At 69.2% G+C, this 13,733-nt stretch carries 12 protein-coding genes, 1 tRNA gene, 1 pseudogene and 1 CRISPR repeat array; of the genes and pseudogenes, 9 read left to right on the top strand and 5 right to left on the bottom strand.

The features are described 5' to 3' along the window. Positions 1 to 72 precede the first annotated feature (72 nt). From F0357_RS00765 to F0357_RS00755, 3 genes are all read left to right on the top strand, one after another. Positions 73 to 1,032, top strand: a complete 960-nt coding sequence (locus F0357_RS00765) for an MBL fold metallo-hydrolase (RefSeq protein WP_208948148.1) — start codon at positions 73 to 75, stop codon at positions 1,030 to 1,032. A 113-nt stretch (positions 1,033 to 1,145) separates the two neighbouring features. Further along, complete coding sequence (locus tag F0357_RS00760) at positions 1,146 to 1,910, top strand: cytochrome c biogenesis CcdA family protein (protein WP_153477661.1); 765 nt, start codon at positions 1,146 to 1,148, stop codon at positions 1,908 to 1,910. A 90-nt stretch (positions 1,911 to 2,000) separates the two neighbouring features. After that, entirely contained in the window at positions 2,001 to 2,450 is a 450-nt protein-coding gene (locus F0357_RS00755) for a winged helix-turn-helix domain-containing protein (protein WP_312861396.1), read from the top strand. A gap of 66 nt (positions 2,451 to 2,516) precedes the next feature. On the opposite strand, the gene F0357_RS00750 is transcribed toward F0357_RS00755, so the two are convergent. After that, positions 2,517 to 2,591, bottom strand: a tRNA-Val gene (locus tag F0357_RS00750). Positions 2,592 to 2,883: 292 nt separating this feature from the next. On the opposite strand from F0357_RS00750, the gene F0357_RS00745 reads away from it, so the two are divergent. The 5 genes from F0357_RS00745 (at position 2,884) to hflX (ending at position 9,479) form a co-directional block, all read left to right on the top strand. Continuing rightward, positions 2,884 to 5,163, top strand: a complete 2,280-nt coding sequence (locus tag F0357_RS00745) for a sensor histidine kinase NtrY-like (RefSeq protein ID WP_153477659.1) — start codon at positions 2,884 to 2,886, stop codon at positions 5,161 to 5,163. Beyond that, positions 5,153 to 6,520 (top strand): nitrogen assimilation response regulator NtrX, encoded by a 1,368-nt coding sequence (gene ntrX / locus F0357_RS00740; protein WP_153477656.1) that lies wholly within the window; start codon positions 5,153 to 5,155, stop codon positions 6,518 to 6,520. Before F0357_RS00745 ends, ntrX begins: the two co-directional genes overlap by 11 nt. Before the next feature lie 37 nt (positions 6,521 to 6,557). Continuing rightward, on the top strand, positions 6,558 to 7,421 hold the full coding sequence (locus F0357_RS00735; protein ID WP_153477654.1) for a D-amino-acid transaminase: 864 nt from the start codon (positions 6,558 to 6,560) through the stop codon (positions 7,419 to 7,421). Positions 7,422 to 7,579: 158 nt separating this feature from the next. After that, positions 7,580 to 7,822, top strand: a complete 243-nt coding sequence (hfq, locus tag F0357_RS00730) for an RNA chaperone Hfq (protein ID WP_153477652.1) — start codon at positions 7,580 to 7,582, stop codon at positions 7,820 to 7,822. A gap of 370 nt (positions 7,823 to 8,192) precedes the next feature. Further along, positions 8,193 to 9,479, top strand: a complete 1,287-nt coding sequence (hflX, locus tag F0357_RS00725; protein ID WP_312861664.1) for a GTPase HflX — start codon at positions 8,193 to 8,195, stop codon at positions 9,477 to 9,479. 7 nt (positions 9,480 to 9,486) lie between these two features. On the opposite strand, the gene F0357_RS00720 is transcribed toward hflX, so the two are convergent. Further along, positions 9,487 to 10,122 carry a CGNR zinc finger domain-containing protein gene (locus F0357_RS00720; protein ID WP_153477648.1) on the bottom strand — a complete coding sequence of 212 codons (636 nt, stop codon included), beginning with the start codon at positions 10,120 to 10,122 and terminating at the stop codon, positions 9,487 to 9,489. A 108-nt stretch (positions 10,123 to 10,230) separates the two neighbouring features. On the opposite strand from F0357_RS00720, the gene F0357_RS00715 reads away from it, so the two are divergent. Further along, positions 10,231 to 11,064 carry an alpha/beta fold hydrolase gene (locus F0357_RS00715; protein WP_153477646.1) on the top strand — a complete coding sequence of 278 codons (834 nt, stop codon included), beginning with the start codon at positions 10,231 to 10,233 and terminating at the stop codon, positions 11,062 to 11,064. Here the strand turns inward: F0357_RS00715 and mazG are convergent. The 3 genes and pseudogenes from mazG to cas1 all read right to left on the bottom strand — a co-directional run bounded on the left by mazG (position 11,044) and on the right by cas1 (position 13,729). Then, positions 11,044 to 11,922 carry a nucleoside triphosphate pyrophosphohydrolase gene (gene mazG, locus F0357_RS00710; protein ID WP_153477643.1) on the bottom strand — a complete coding sequence of 293 codons (879 nt, stop codon included), beginning with the start codon at positions 11,920 to 11,922 and terminating at the stop codon, positions 11,044 to 11,046. The genes F0357_RS00715 and mazG overlap by 21 nt on opposite strands. Before the next feature lie 90 nt (positions 11,923 to 12,012). After that, positions 12,013 to 12,378: direct repeats of the CRISPR family, unit length 36 nt; unit sequence GTTGCCGCTGGACCACGATCTCTGAACGGCTATCCT. Positions 12,379 to 12,423: 45 nt separating this feature from the next. Beyond that, positions 12,424 to 12,681: pseudogene (gene cas2 / locus F0357_RS00705) on the bottom strand (CRISPR-associated endonuclease Cas2); the annotation flags it as partial. A gap of 97 nt (positions 12,682 to 12,778) precedes the next feature. Beyond that, entirely contained in the window at positions 12,779 to 13,729 is a 951-nt protein-coding gene (cas1, locus tag F0357_RS00700) for a type II CRISPR-associated endonuclease Cas1 (protein WP_312861395.1), read from the bottom strand. Between the last annotated feature and the right edge of the window lie 4 nt (positions 13,730 to 13,733).

The following is a 13,733-nucleotide window of genomic DNA, read 5'->3' as shown; positions in this document are numbered from 1 at the left end:
TCAACCGGCTCATGCTGGTCACAATTGCGCAAGATAAGCAGTCCCTACCTTGGCTTGAGTAGGAGACCCTTCATGGCCGCAAGCGCGCTCGCCGCCGAGACCGTCACGGACGCTCCGGTCGCCATCGTGGAGCTCGGCTCCGATTGTTTCGCCATCACGTCGCCGGGCGAGGCGACGACTGGCGTGATCGTCGGCCCGGACGGGGTCGTGGTGATCGATGCCCAGGGAACCCCGGCGCGCTCCGCCCGCACCGCCGAGGCGCTGCGCCGCATCACCGACAGGCCGGTGCGCCAGCTTCTCCTCACCCACTATCACGCGGATTCGACGCTCGGCGCGCCGGCCTTCGGCGCCAGCGAGATCAGCGCCTCGGCACTCACCCGCGGCCTCATCCTCGAGCGCGGCCGCGCCAGCCGCGAGCGCGATCAGCGCCGGCGGGGTGGCGACGTCCACGACGGTGCGATGCCGCGGATGGTCTGGCCGAGCGCCACCTTCGGCTCATCGCTCTCGGTGTGGCTCGGCCAGCGCGAGATCCGCATGATGCACCTCGGGCGCGGACATACCCTGGGCGACGTGGTCGTCTGGCTTCCGGATGCGCGGACGATGTTCGTCGGCGACCTCGTGGCGCACGACGTCTTCCCCGATGCGTGGGACGCCTATTTCCAGCACTGGACCCAGACCCTGGAGCGCATCGCAGGTTTCCGGCCGGCGGTCGTCGTGCCCGGCCACGGCGAGACTCTGCCGACGGCCGAGGCGGTGAGCGACGGCATCGGCCGCACGCGCGCCCGCGTCGCCGCCATCGCTGCGGCGGCCTCGGCAGCAGCGGAGGCGGGCGAGCCCTGGACCGCGGCGCATCAGCGCGCCGCCGAATCCCTTGCCGCGGCCGAGCCCGCCTTGGTGGAGAGCGAGGGGTGGCAGGACGCGCTCGCCGCCGCGGCTTCACGGGCGTTCGCCGAGGCGAAAGGCCAGGAAATGCCGCTGTTGTGGAGCTATGAGCGGGAGCAGGCGCTCGTCCTCGAACGCTCGATGCTTTGAGACGAGCGCGGCTCTGAACAGGCGGGTACCGCTCTGGCCGGCACCGCGCCGACGCGTTAAGCAGGACGGCCTCGCCGTCGGGCGAGCATAGGGCGAAGAGGGGCGGGACGGCCATGGCGATCGACGTCGGAATGGGGGCGGCCCTCGTCGGCGGCATCCTGTCGTTCGTGTCGCCCTGCGTGCTGCCGCTGGTGCCGCCTTATCTCTGCTTCATGGCGGGCGTTTCGCTCGACGAACTGCAAGGCCGAATCGAGGATACCGACCCGCAGCATCGGCAGCGTCAGGGCGTTCTCCAAGTCCGCGTGCTGTTCGCCGCCGTTGCCTTCGTGCTCGGCTTCGCGGCGGTGTTCGTGACGCTCGGCGCGACTGCCTCGACGCTCGGCCAGATGCTCGCGCGCTATCTGCCCGCGCTCGCAATTCTCGCCGGCGCGGCGATCCTCGTCATGGGCCTGCATTTTCTCGGCCTCTTCCGCATCCCACTGCTCTACCGCGAGGCGCGCGTCGCGGTGCGGCGCAAGCCCGCCGGTCCGATCGGCGCCTTCGTGATGGGGCTCGCCTTCGCCTTCGGCTGGTCGCCGTGCATCGGACCGGTCCTCGGCTCGATCCTGTTCGTCGCCGGCAGTCGCTCGACCGCCCTGGACGGCGCCGCTTTGCTCGCCGTCTATTCGCTCGGGCTCGGCATTCCCTTCGTGCTCGCGGCCTTCTTCTCGGCGCCGTTCCTGCGCCTGATGTCGCGCTTCCGCCGCCACATGGGGCTGGTCGAGAAGGCGATGGGCGCGCTCCTCGTCGTCACCGGCATCCTGTTCCTGACCGGCCAGATGAGCGCGATGTCGTTCTGGCTGATCGAGACGTTCCCCGGTCTCGCCACCATCGGCTGAGGCGTCTTCCCCCGCGCGATCGCCCCACCGCTTGCCCACGATCCGCCGACAGGCGAGGATCGTCGTGGCGGCGGACGGAGAAGAAGAGACGTGCCGGGACACACCGAAGGTGCAGAGGCGCCGATCACGGCGCGCCGCAAGATGGGCCCGCCCTCGGGGCGCGGCGATGCCGATCCCGTGGGACAGGGCGCGCCTCACCTCACCATCCGGGTCGATTTCGGCGCGGCCGGGTCGTTCGGTCCCGGCAAAGCGCGTCTTCTCGCCCTGATCGACGAGCACGGCTCCATCGCCGCCGCCGGGCGCATCATGCGCATGTCCTACCGCCGGGCCTGGCTCCTGGTCGAGGAGATGAACGCGATGTTCGCGAACCCGCTCGTCGCCTCGCAGCATGGCGGGCGGGCAGGGGGCGGCGCCACGCTGTCGCCGCTCGGACGCTCCGTCCTCGCCGCCTATCGCGAAATCGAGACCGCATCGGCGACCGCCTGCGCGGGCGCGACGGCGCAGTTGCGCGATGCGCTCGCCAAGACGCACGAAGACTGACTCCGCCCGCGCCGGTGAAACACAAGCAAGCGCTTGGCTGATTTCAGAAATTTCTTCTGGGTGGGATGGTGGGCGGTGCAGGGATTGAACCTGCGACCCCACGCGTGTGAAGCGTGTGCTCTCCCGCTGAGCTAACCGCCCGTCCGGCGCGCGTTATCCGCGTCCGTGGTGCCCCGACGGCGAGGCCGTCCGGTGAGGCCGCGATATAAGGGGGGCCTCTCCCGGCTGTCAAGCGGTCGGCCGCGATCCCTGCAGGACCGGCGAGGGACCCGTGGATAACCTCCCCTCCTTGTGCGCGGCCTCTAATCCTCGCGGCGTTTTGCCGGGCGAGGCTTTCGCCTGTCTCATTTTGGCAACAATGTTGTCATTGCGTAACAGTCCGATTCGGATCGGTCTCCAATCCGATCGCAGACGATCCCACCAAGCAGGCTTCATGACGGCAACCGAGTTCATCGACGGGACCGAGACGACCCAATCCCGGCGCGAGCGAACCCCGATCCTGCGGCTCGCGGGTCTCGTGCTGGTGCTGCTCGCGCTCGTCACGGTCACCGGAACCTTCATGGTCCTGACCGGGCTGACGCCGATCGCACCGACGGCCGAGGTGGTCTCGACGGTCCTCGCGGTCAACGGCGTCATCGTGCTCGGGCTCGTCGGCGTGATCGCCCTCGAAGTCCGCAAGGTGGTGATCGCCCGCTATTCGGGCCAGGCCGGCGCGCGGCTCCACGTGCGCACGGTCGCCCTGTTCAGCTTTATCGCCGCCATGCCGGCGATCCTGGTTGCGGTGCTCGCCTCGATCACCCTCGATCGCGGCCTCGACCGCTGGTTCGAGCAGCGCACCCGTACCATCGTCGACAACGCGGTCGCCGTCGCCAATGCCTATGTGCAGGAGCATGCCCGTGTGCTCCGCGGCGACGCTATCGCGATGGCGACCGACATCGACAGGGCCCGCCAGATCTACGATTACGATCCGGCCCGGTTCGACACCTTCATGGAGACCCAGGTCTCGCTTCGGCAGATCCCGGCCGCCTACCTGCTCCACCGCGACGGGACCGTCGTCACCCGCACCATCCTCGACCTCAACGAGAAGCTCGCGCTGCCGCCGATCGCCGCCTTCGCCAAGGCCGACGCGGGCGATCCGATCATCATCGCGCCGGGCGAGACCAACCAGGTCGGCGTGGTGATGAAGCTGCGCGCCTACGACGACATGTATCTCTACGTCACCCGCGCCATGGACCCGCGGGTGACCGATTATCTGCGCCTCGCCCGCGATGCGGCGCTCGAATACAAGGCGCTCGCCGACAGCCGCACCAGCGTCCAGGTCGCCTTCGCCCTCGTTTATGTCGGCGTCGCCCTCGTGCTCCTGCTCGCGGCGATCTGGCTCGGCTTCGGTTTCGCCAATCAGCTCGTCTCGCCGATCCGGCGCCTCATCACGGCCGCAGACCAGGTCTCGCGGGGCAATCTCAACGCCCAGGTTTCGGTGCTGCCGCGCGACGGCGACCTCGCCCATCTCGGGCAGACCTTCAACACGATGACGACGCAGTTGCGCTCCCAGCGCGACGAGTTGCTCGCCGCCAACGACCAGATCGACCGCCGCCGCCGCTTCACCGAGGCCGTGCTCGCCGGCGTCACCGCGGGCGTCCTCGGCATCGACGAGGCGGGCCGCATCTCGCTCGCCAACGCTTCGGCGCGCACCATCCTCGGTGTCGGCGACGCCGACCTCGCCAATGTGCCGATCGAGGACATTCTGCCCGAGCTCAGCCCACTCATCGAGGGCGCGCGCGGCGAGCGGGCGCGCCAGGAGCAGCAGGCGCAGATCGACATCATCCGCAACGGCCGCCAGCGCATCCTGAGCGTTCGCGTGACCTCCGATCGTCGGCGCGACGTGACGCGGCAGGGCCTCGTCGTCACCCTCGACGACATCACCGATTTGGTCGCGGCGCAGCGCACCTCCGCCTGGGCCGACGTCGCGCGCCGCATCGCCCACGAGATCAAGAACCCGCTGACGCCGATCCAGCTTTCGGCCGAGCGCATCCGCCGCCGCTACGGCAAGCGCGTCGAGGACGACCGCGCGGTGTTCGACCAGTGCGTCGATACCATCGTGCGGCAGGTCGGCGACATCGGCCGCATGGTGGACGAGTTCTCCTCGTTCGCCCGGATGCCGAAGCCGGTGTTCGAAGAGCGCGACCTCGCCGAGGCGATCCGCGAGGCGGTGTTCCTCCAGAGTGTCGGCCACCCGGATGTGACCTTCGCGACGCGATTCGACGAGGAGCGGCTCGTCGGCCGCTTCGATTCCCGCCTGATCGGCCAGGCGGTCGCGAACGTCGTGAAGAATGCGGTCGAGGCGATCATCGGCCAGCCTCCGGAGAAGCGCGCCGAGACCAACCGGATCGAGGTGTCGGCCCGTCGGGATGGCGAGAGCTTCGTCATCGACGTCGTCGACAACGGGCCGGGCCTGCCGATCGAGAACCGCGAGCGTCTGCTCGAACCCTACATGACGACCCGCGAAAAGGGGACCGGGCTCGGTCTCGCGATCGTGGGCAAGATCGTCGAAGAACACGGCGGACGGATCGAGCTTCTCGATGCGCCCGCTGTCGCGACGGGCGGGCGTGGGGCCTGCATCCGTCTGATCATCCGGGCGCACGAGCCGGCCGCGGGGGCGGCCGCCTCGACGCCTCCCCAATCCAGAGAACCGCGGGACGACCATGGCCTCTGACATTCTCATCGTCGACGACGAAGCCGACATCCGCGACCTCATCGCCGGCATTCTCGACGACGAGGGCTACGGAACCCGCACCGCCGGCGACGGCGATCAGGCCCTCGCCGCGATCGGCGACCGGCGGCCGTCGCTCGTCATCCTCGACATCTGGCTTCAGGGCAGTCGGCTCGACGGCCTCGGCGTGCTCGATGCGATCCACGCGATGCACCCGGACCTGCCGGTCGTCATCATCTCGGGCCACGGCAACATCGAGACCGCCGTCTCCGCCATCAAGCGCGGCGCCTACGACTACATCGAGAAGCCGTTCAAGGCCGACCGGCTCGTGCTCGCGGCCGAGCGCGCGCTCGAGGCCTCGAAGCTGCGCCGCGAGATCCGCGACCTCAAGGAACGGATGAGCGAAGCGAGCGAGTTCGTCGGCACCTCCACGGCGATGAACCAGCTCCGTCAGGCGATCGAACGCGTCGCCCACGCCAACAGCCGCGTGATGATCTCCGGGCCGTCCGGCGCCGGCAAGGAGATGGTCGCCCGCGCGATCCATACGCTGTCCGCCCGGGCCAACGGCCCGTTCGTCGTGCTCAATGCCGCGGCGATCACGCCGGAGCGCATGGAGGAGGAGTTGTTCGGCACCGAGGGCGGCAACGGCGCGCTCCGCAAGGTCGGTGCTCTCGAGGAGGCCCATGGCGGCACGTTCTATATCGACGAAGTCGCCGACATGCCGCGCGACACCCAGAGCAAAATCCTCCGCGTTCTCGTCGAGCAGACCTTCACCCGCGTCGGCGGCGCGACCCGCGTCAAGGTCGATGTCCGCATCCTGTCCTCGACGGCGCGCGACCTCGAATTCGAGATCGCCGAGGGCCGCTTCCGCGAGGACCTGTTCCACCGCCTCAGCGTGGTGCCGCTGCGCGTGCCGGCGCTCGCCGAGCGGCGCGAAGACATCCCGCTCCTCGTCCAGCATTTCATGGACCAGATCTCCCGGGCGACGGGCCTGCCGGTGCGGCGCATCGGCGACGATGCCATGGCCGTGCTCCAGGCCCACGACTGGCCGGGCAACATCCGCCAGCTCCGCAACAACGTGGAGCGGCTGATGATCCTGACCCGCGGCGATCCGGAAGCCGTGGTGAGCGCGGACCTGCTGCCGTCCGAGATCGGCACCATGGTGCCCTCGCTGCCGTCCGCGGGAGGCGGGGAGCACCTGATGGGGCTACCTTTGCGCGAAGCCCGCGAGGCCTTCGAGCGGGATTATCTGCGGGCGCAGATCAACCGCTTCGGCGGCAACATCTCGCGCACCGCCGAGTTCGTCGGCATGGAGCGCTCGGCGCTCCATCGCAAGCTGAAATCCCTCGGCGTCGGCTGAGGGCCGGCGTCGCCTTCCTCGTTCCCGATCGGGCCTCATGAGCAGATTAGCCTACGTCAATGGCCGCTATGTCCGCCACGCGGACGCGGCCGTGCATATCGAGGATCGCGGCTACCAGTTCGGCGACGGCGTCTACGAGGTCTGCGAGATCCGCGATCGCGCGATCATCGATCTCGACCTCCACCTTGACCGGCTGGACCGCTCGCTGTCCGAACTGCGCATCGTGATGCCGATGTCGCGCGCCGCTTTGACCGCCGTGCTGCGTGAGGTCGCCCGGGAGAACCGGGTGCGCGACGGCCTCGTCTACATTCAGGTGACGCGCGGCGTGGCGCGCCGCGACCATTATTTCCCCGTGCCGGCGCCGCGGCCGGCGCTCGTCGTCACCGCCCGCTCCCTCGATCGCCGCAAGGGCGAGGCGGCGGCGAACGAGGGAATCGCCGTCATCACCCGTCCCGACGAGCGCTGGGCCCGCGTCGATATCAAGACGACCGGGCTTCTGCCCAACGTGCTCGCCAAGCAGGCGGCTCGCGAAGCGGGTGCCCGGGAGGCCTGGCTCGTCGATCGCGACGGCTACGTCACCGAGGGCGGCTCGACCAACGCCTGGATCGTGACCGCGGACGGCGCGCTGGTGACGCGGCCGGCCGAGCGCGGCATCCTGCGCGGCATCACCCGCACCGTGCTCCTCAAGGCGGCCGAGGCGGCGGGGCTGCGCGTCGAGGAGCGGCCGTTCACGGTCGCGGAGGCGAAGGCCGCGCGTGAGGCTTTCGTGACCGCCGCGAGCACCATCGTGATGCCCGTGGTTCGGATCGACGATGCGCCGGTCGGCGCCGGTCGGCCCGGCCCGTTCGCGCTTTCGTTGCGCGGCGGCTTCCATGAACACGCGCAGCACACGCCGATCTGACCCGCACAAATGTTCTGGCACTTTTTTTCGCAGGTGCGATAAAGTCCGGAATCGTGGCGCCGAGCCAGCCGGGCGAACCCTCCCAAGCCGCCCTCCGGCCTCCGGCCCCCAGACCATTCGGTTCGGCGTCGCACGTTGAAAATAAAAGGAAAAATACGATGGCGGACCGCGCGCAAAACTTGCAAGACACGTTCCTCAACTATGTCCGGAAGCATAAGACCCCGCTGACGATCTTTCTCGTCAACGGCGTCAAGCTGCAGGGCGTGGTGACCTGGTTCGACAACTTCTGTGTGCTGCTTCGGCGTGATGGGCATTCCCAGCTCGTCTACAAGCATGCGATCTCGACCGTGATGCCGAACCAGCCGATCCAGCTGTTCGAGCCGGCCGAAGACGACAAGTAAGCACCCCGACACGAACGAAGACGGGTAAGGCGAACTTGAACGCCCGGCCTCCCTCCGGGCATTCCCAGCCGGCGCCGATCCTGTCAGGATGAAATCTTCGCGACGCGCGCCGCCCCGGTGGCCCGCGTCGCGTGATCGCAAGAACAGCGGCGGGGCACACCGGCCGGACGCCGGCGAGGAAACAAGGTCAGCCCATTTGAGTGGCAAGTCCCGCAGCGAGCGGCCCGCGAACGAAACCCGATCCGCGAGCGACCCCAAGAATTCCCGGTTCGAAGCCGACGATCTCGAAGCCGACGATCTCGACGACACCGATCACGACGACGACGCCTCCGAGGGCCACGACCGGCGCCGCGCGCGGACCAAAGCGATCGTGCTGGTGCCGATCCACACCGGTGCGCGCCCGTCCGAGACCGATGCCGGCGACATTGCCCGCACGCCCGAGGCGCAGCTTGCCGAAGCCGTCGGCCTGACCGAGGCGATCGATCTCGACGTCGTCGGCGCCTTCATCGTGCGCCTGTCGCAGCTCCGGCCGGCAACGCTGTTCGGCAAGGGCAAGGTCGAGGAGATCAAGCTCCGCGTCGCCACCGAGAAGGCGGACCTCGTCGTCGTCGACCACGCCTTGTCCCCGGTGCAGCAGCGCAATCTCGAAAAGGAATGGGGCGCCAAGGTGCTCGACCGCACCGCCCTCATCCTGGAGATCTTCGGCGCGCGGGCGCGCACCCGTGAGGGTGCGCTCCAGGTCGAGCTCGCCCACCTGAAATGGCAGAAGAGCCGTCTCGTCCGCACCTGGACCCATCTCGAGCGCCAGCGCGGCGGCTTCGGCTTCCTCGGCGGCCCGGGCGAAACCCAGATCGAGGCGGACCGCCGGCTCATCCAGGAGCGCATCGCCCGCATCGAGCGGGATCTCGAGGAGGTCAAGCGCACGCGTGGCCTGCACCGCGCCAACCGCAAGAAGGTGCCGCACCCGACGGTCGCGCTGGTCGGCTACACCAACGCCGGCAAGTCGACGCTGTTCAACCGGCTGACCGACGCCGACGTGCTCTCCCAGGATCTCCTGTTCGCGACGCTCGACCCGACGCTGCGGCGCATCAAGCTGCCCCATGGCGGCGAGGCAATCCTGTCCGACACGGTGGGCTTCATCTCGGACCTGCCGACCCATCTCGTCGCCGCCTTCCGCGCCACCCTCGAAGAGGTCGTGGCGGCCGATCTGATCCTCCATGTGCGCGACATCTCGCACCCGGACAGCGACGCCCAGGCTGCGGACGTGGCGACGACGCTCGATCTCCTCGACATCGACGCCCGCGACGGGCGCCGTGTCGTCGAGGTGTGGAACAAGATCGACGCGCTCGATCCCGAGCGCCGCGCGAGGCTGCAGACGAGCCTCGCCGAGGCCGGCGGTCCGGTCGCCGTGTCCGCCTTGACGGGCGAGGGGACCGACGCCCTGCTCGCCCGCATCGAGGCGGAGCTCTCGGTCGGCCGCGCCGTGCGCCGCCTCGTCGTGCCGGTGACGGAGGGCGAACTGATCGCCTGGCTGCACCGCTCCGTCGAGGTGATCGGGCGGCAGGACACCGACGACGGCGTCCGCCTCGAGGTGCGCATTCCGCCGCGGCAGGCCGATCTGTTCCGCGCCCGCGCCGGCCGCTACGTCGCCGACTGAGCGGCCTCTAGAGCCCCGCCGCCCGCTGATGATGGCGCCGCGCCTTGGCGCGGTTGCCGCACGCCGCCATCGAACACCAGCGGCGCCGGCCGCTCTTCGAGCGGTCGACGAACAGCCACGAACAGCTCTCGCATTCCCGGACGCGGGCGAGTTCCGGCCCGACGAGCAGGGCCTCGGCGGCGAGCGCCACCCGGTGGCGCACCGCATCGAGCGGCGCCGCCTCGACCTTCACCTCCCACCGGACCGATCGCCGCCCGACATCGACCGCGAGCCGGCCGGCGCGGCGCGCCTCCTGGGCCTCGGTCTCGAACGCGCCGCGATCGGCCAGTGTCGGCACGCCGCCGGCCGCGAGCCGGCCGAACAGGCGGTGCAGCGCCTCGCGCGCGGACCGGGCGCGGGTCAGCGCGATCACCGCCGGCCCCGGCGCCGCCGCCGCTTCCGCGCGCGCCAACGCCGCCTCGTTCGCATCCAGGATGCCGGCCGCCTCCGCCCAACCGGCGAAGGCGTCGAAGTCGGTCAGGGCCTCGTCGTCCCGCGCCTTGGTGATGCCGGCGACGGTGTTGGTGAAATCGAGCGCGGCATCCCCGCCGATGAAGGCGAGCCCCCGCCACGTCCGCCCGTCCGCCGACTGCCCGTGTTCCATCGCCGGCTCCACGCCCCATTCGCCCGATTAACCTGTGAACGTCACTTTACAGGTTGCGGTAACGAATGTCACATAACCGCCTATTGTAAGAATAGGGGTTATACGACGATGACCGCCATGCCGGCGCTGACGGAACGCTTCGCGTTCGAGGGACGATCGATCGCCTGGGGCGCAGCGGGTTCGGGGCCGCCGCTCGTGCTCGTCCACGGCACGCCGTTCTCGTCCGCGGTGTGGCGTCGCATCGCGCCGTGGTTCACGACGCATCGGCGGGTCCACGTCTTCGACCTCGCAGGTTACGGAGCGTCCGAGAAGGGCGAGGGGCAGGACGTCTCGATCGCCGCGCAGGGGCGCCTCGTCGCGGCGCTGGTCGCGCATTGGCAGCTCGAGGCGCCCGATGTGGTGGCCCACGATTTCGGCGGCGCCGCGAGCCTGCGGGCGCATCTCCTTCACGGCGTACAATTCCGGTCGCTCACGCTGATCGACGCCGTCGCCCTGTCTCCCTGGGGCTCGCCGTTCGTCGCCCATGTCCGCGATCACGCGGCGGCGTTCGCCGGACTGCCGGCGGCGATCCACGACGGGGTGCTCGGCGCCTATCTGGCCGGCGCGGCCCATCGGCCACTTTCGCCGGACGCGCTCGCGCTCTACACGGCGCCGTGGACGGGGCCGACGGGGCAGGCCGCCTTTTACCGTCAGATCGCGCAGATGGATGCGTCCCACACCGCCGCGTTCGAGCCGCTGCTCGATCGGATCCGCTGCCCGGCGACCGTCGTCTGGGGCGCCGAGGACGGTTGGCTCCCCGTCGCGCAGGGGCGGACGCTCGCCCGGCGTCTCGGGGCGCGGCACTTCGTGGCCGTGCCGGAGGCCGGGCACCTCGTGCAGGACGATGTCCCCGAGGCGCTCGTCGCCGTGCTCGGCGACGTCTTATTCGGCCGCGCGGGCTGAAGACCCGCCGAGCGGCGCCTCCGCCACCGCGTCGGCCTTCCGCTCCGTCTTGGCGCGCTGCCAGAGCGCTTCCATCTCGTCCAAGCCGGCGTCCTTCGGATGACGCCCTTGCGCGGCGAGCGCGGCCTCGATGAAGGCGAAGCGGTCGCGGAATTTCTGGTTCGTACCGCGCAGCGCCGCTTCGGGATCGGTCTTGAGGTGCCGGGCGAGGTTGGCGACGGCGAACAGGAGATCGCCGAGCTCCGCCGCGGCGGCGGCACGGTCGGCGCGGTCGAGTTCGGCTTCGAGCTCGTCGCATTCCTCGCGGATCTTGGCGAGGACGAGGCGCGGGTCGTTCCAGTCGAAGCCGACGGTCGCGGCCTTCTCCTGGAGCTTCACCGCCGACGACAGAGCGGGCAGGGAGGGCGGCACCCCGGCGAGCACGCCGCCGTTCGGCTCCGCCGGCAACCCGCGGGCCGCGCGGCGGGCGGCGCGCAGCGCCTTTTCCTCCGCCTTGATCGCCACCCACTGAACCTGGGCGAGCTCGGGGCTGCGGGCCTCCGACGAGCCGAACACGTGCGGGTGGCGGCGGATCATCTTCGCCGTGATCGCCTCGACCACGTCGCCGAATTCGAACAGACCGGCTTCCTCGGCCATGCGGGCGTGGAAGACGACCTGGAGCAGGAGATCGCCGAGCTCGTCCTTGAGGTCGTCCATGTCGCCGCGCGCGATCGCCTCGGCGACCTCGTGGGCCTCTTCGACGGTGTAGGGGGCGATCGAGGCGAAGTCCTGCTCGACATCCCAGGGGCACCCGGTCTGCGGATCGCGCAGCCGCGCCATGATCTCGATCAGCCGCCCGATTTGCCTGCCCGGAATCATCGCTCACTCCTCACCGAAGGCGGCGAGACTAGCGCGCAGGGAGGGGCGGGGAAAAGGATCGAGACGCGCATCCTTTCGCGGCGTCGCTCACGCTGCGCTGGACCACGATCTCTGAACGGCTATCCTTTCGCCAATCTCGATGACCGCCCGACGCTTGTTGCCGCTGGACCACGATCTCTGAACGGCTATCCTGATAGGGCGATCGCAGGCCGGCGACGAGCGGTTGCCGCTGGACCACGATCTCTGAACGGCTATCCTTGATCGATGCAGAACCGATAGAGCCACGCAGTTGCCGCTGGACCACGATCTCTGAACGGCTATCCTGCCTTGTCGCCATCGTTGAGCCCCAGCGCCGTTGCCGCTGGACCACGATCTCTGAACGGCTATCCTCTTCACGAGCACGTTGTAGGTCGGGACTACGTTGCCGCTGGACCACGATCTCTGAACGGCTATCCTCGATCGTGGCGTAACGCGTTGTGAAAGCAGCGCTTTGCGCCTGCGCTGGCCTGAAAAACGGATGATGTTTTCATATTGCCGGTCCGTGAAGCTCAGAACGTGAACCTCTCCTTGTTCGGGAAGGTTCGCCCCGACCCGCCTGATATATGTCTCGAACTGCTCCTTGCCGTTGCAGAAGCGAGCGTACACGGAGAACTGGCTCTTTTCGAAGCCTTGATCCAAGAGAAATTCGCGGAACTTCGTCGCGGCGCGCTGATGCGCCTGGGTGTCCACCGGAAGATCGAACATCACGAAGATCCACATCAGACGGTATCCGCTGAGTTGCGTCGGTATCGCGGTGTCGGCCGTGATCTCCCGCCGAGAGCCCGCCCTCTTCTCGGCCCTCATGCTCGGTCGCCTTTCATGTCGTCCGCTCCAAGGGGGGTGGATCGATCAACAAGGCGTCCAACCCGGCGAGTTCCAGGGGCGACGGGGTGGCCGGCAGCGCGAGATCGGCTGCCCGACCGCTCTCGAAACAGTCGGCAAGGGATTGGGCGAGCCTCTGGGCGGCGACGTAAACCGGGGTCGTGCCGCGCTCGGACGGCAGGTCGAGGGCGGTAAGGCCGGCGAAAGCGCGCTTCGCGTCGGGCGTGAGGGCGACGATTCCGCGCTCGGCCAACCGCAACGAAAGCGAATCGACCAGAGGCCGGAACGGCTCGACGAGATCGTCGGCGAGCGCGAATGCGTTTCCGCGATTGGCGTGGTGGATACCGATCGACGGGTGAAGACCCGCCGCCACGATCGCGCGCGAGACCATGGCTCGAAGGATCGTATAGCCGTAGTTCAGCAGGCCGTTGAGGCCTTCTGCCGCGCGATCGCGCCTGAACGCGCTCCCCATGAGGAGCGGCCAATAGCGCCGTGCTGCCTGGGCTTCGACATTCTCCGGGTCGCCTGATCCGACCCGGCGTACCAGCATGCCGAACGCCGCCGCATCCCGGCCGTGGGCTTCGAGCACGGCGGCCTGCCATTGAATCTTGGCGATGACGACGCGTCGCCAGAGCTGCTTCGAAAGCGGGCGTCCGGCCTCCCATTGCGCCCGGTAATGGGCGTTCTGAGCGTGGTGCCCCTCGATCGGCAGGCAGATCGCGACCGGGGCGTGGTTCGCCCCGCATACGACGAGGACGGATCCGCGCTCGGCGAGCGCCACGACGAGGTTCGTCGTCCAGGTGACGCCGTGGGCGTGGACGATGACGGCTGCGACATCGTCGAGCGCGACGCGGCCGACCTCCTGCCGCCCTTCCGAGACGACGAGGAACCCGCGATGGACCGACAGGTGCCGCCCGTCGGTGGCGATGTCGACGATCCGCTCCACAGCC

The organism is Segnochrobactrum spirostomi, from assembly GCF_009600605.1.
Classification (GTDB): Bacteria; Pseudomonadota; Alphaproteobacteria; order Rhizobiales; family Segnochrobactraceae; genus Segnochrobactrum; species Segnochrobactrum spirostomi.
The sequence above is the reverse complement of the archived record's forward strand: the minus strand, read 5'-3'. Positions and strand labels throughout refer to the sequence as shown.

What these genes read in the sequence shown, in the direction of transcription:
- F0357_RS00765 (WP_208948148.1), top strand. Translation starts at nt 73, where the DNA reads ATGGCCGCAAGCGCGCTCGCCGCCGAGACCGTCACGGACGCTCCGGTC.
- F0357_RS00760 (WP_153477661.1), top strand. Translation starts at nt 1,146, where the DNA reads ATGGCGATCGACGTCGGAATGGGGGCGGCCCTCGTCGGCGGCATCCTG.
- F0357_RS00745 (WP_153477659.1), top strand. Translation starts at nt 2,884, where the DNA reads ATGACGGCAACCGAGTTCATCGACGGGACCGAGACGACCCAATCCCGG.
- ntrX (WP_153477656.1), top strand. Translation starts at nt 5,153, where the DNA reads ATGGCCTCTGACATTCTCATCGTCGACGACGAAGCCGACATCCGCGAC.
- F0357_RS00735 (WP_153477654.1), top strand. Translation starts at nt 6,558, where the DNA reads ATGAGCAGATTAGCCTACGTCAATGGCCGCTATGTCCGCCACGCGGAC.
- hfq (WP_153477652.1), top strand. Translation starts at nt 7,580, where the DNA reads ATGGCGGACCGCGCGCAAAACTTGCAAGACACGTTCCTCAACTATGTC.
- F0357_RS00720 (WP_153477648.1), bottom strand. Translation starts at nt 10,122, where the DNA reads ATGGAACACGGGCAGTCGGCGGACGGGCGGACGTGGCGGGGGCTCGCC.
- F0357_RS00715 (WP_153477646.1), top strand. Translation starts at nt 10,231, where the DNA reads ATGACCGCCATGCCGGCGCTGACGGAACGCTTCGCGTTCGAGGGACGA.
- mazG (WP_153477643.1), bottom strand. Translation starts at nt 11,922, where the DNA reads ATGATTCCGGGCAGGCAAATCGGGCGGCTGATCGAGATCATGGCGCGG.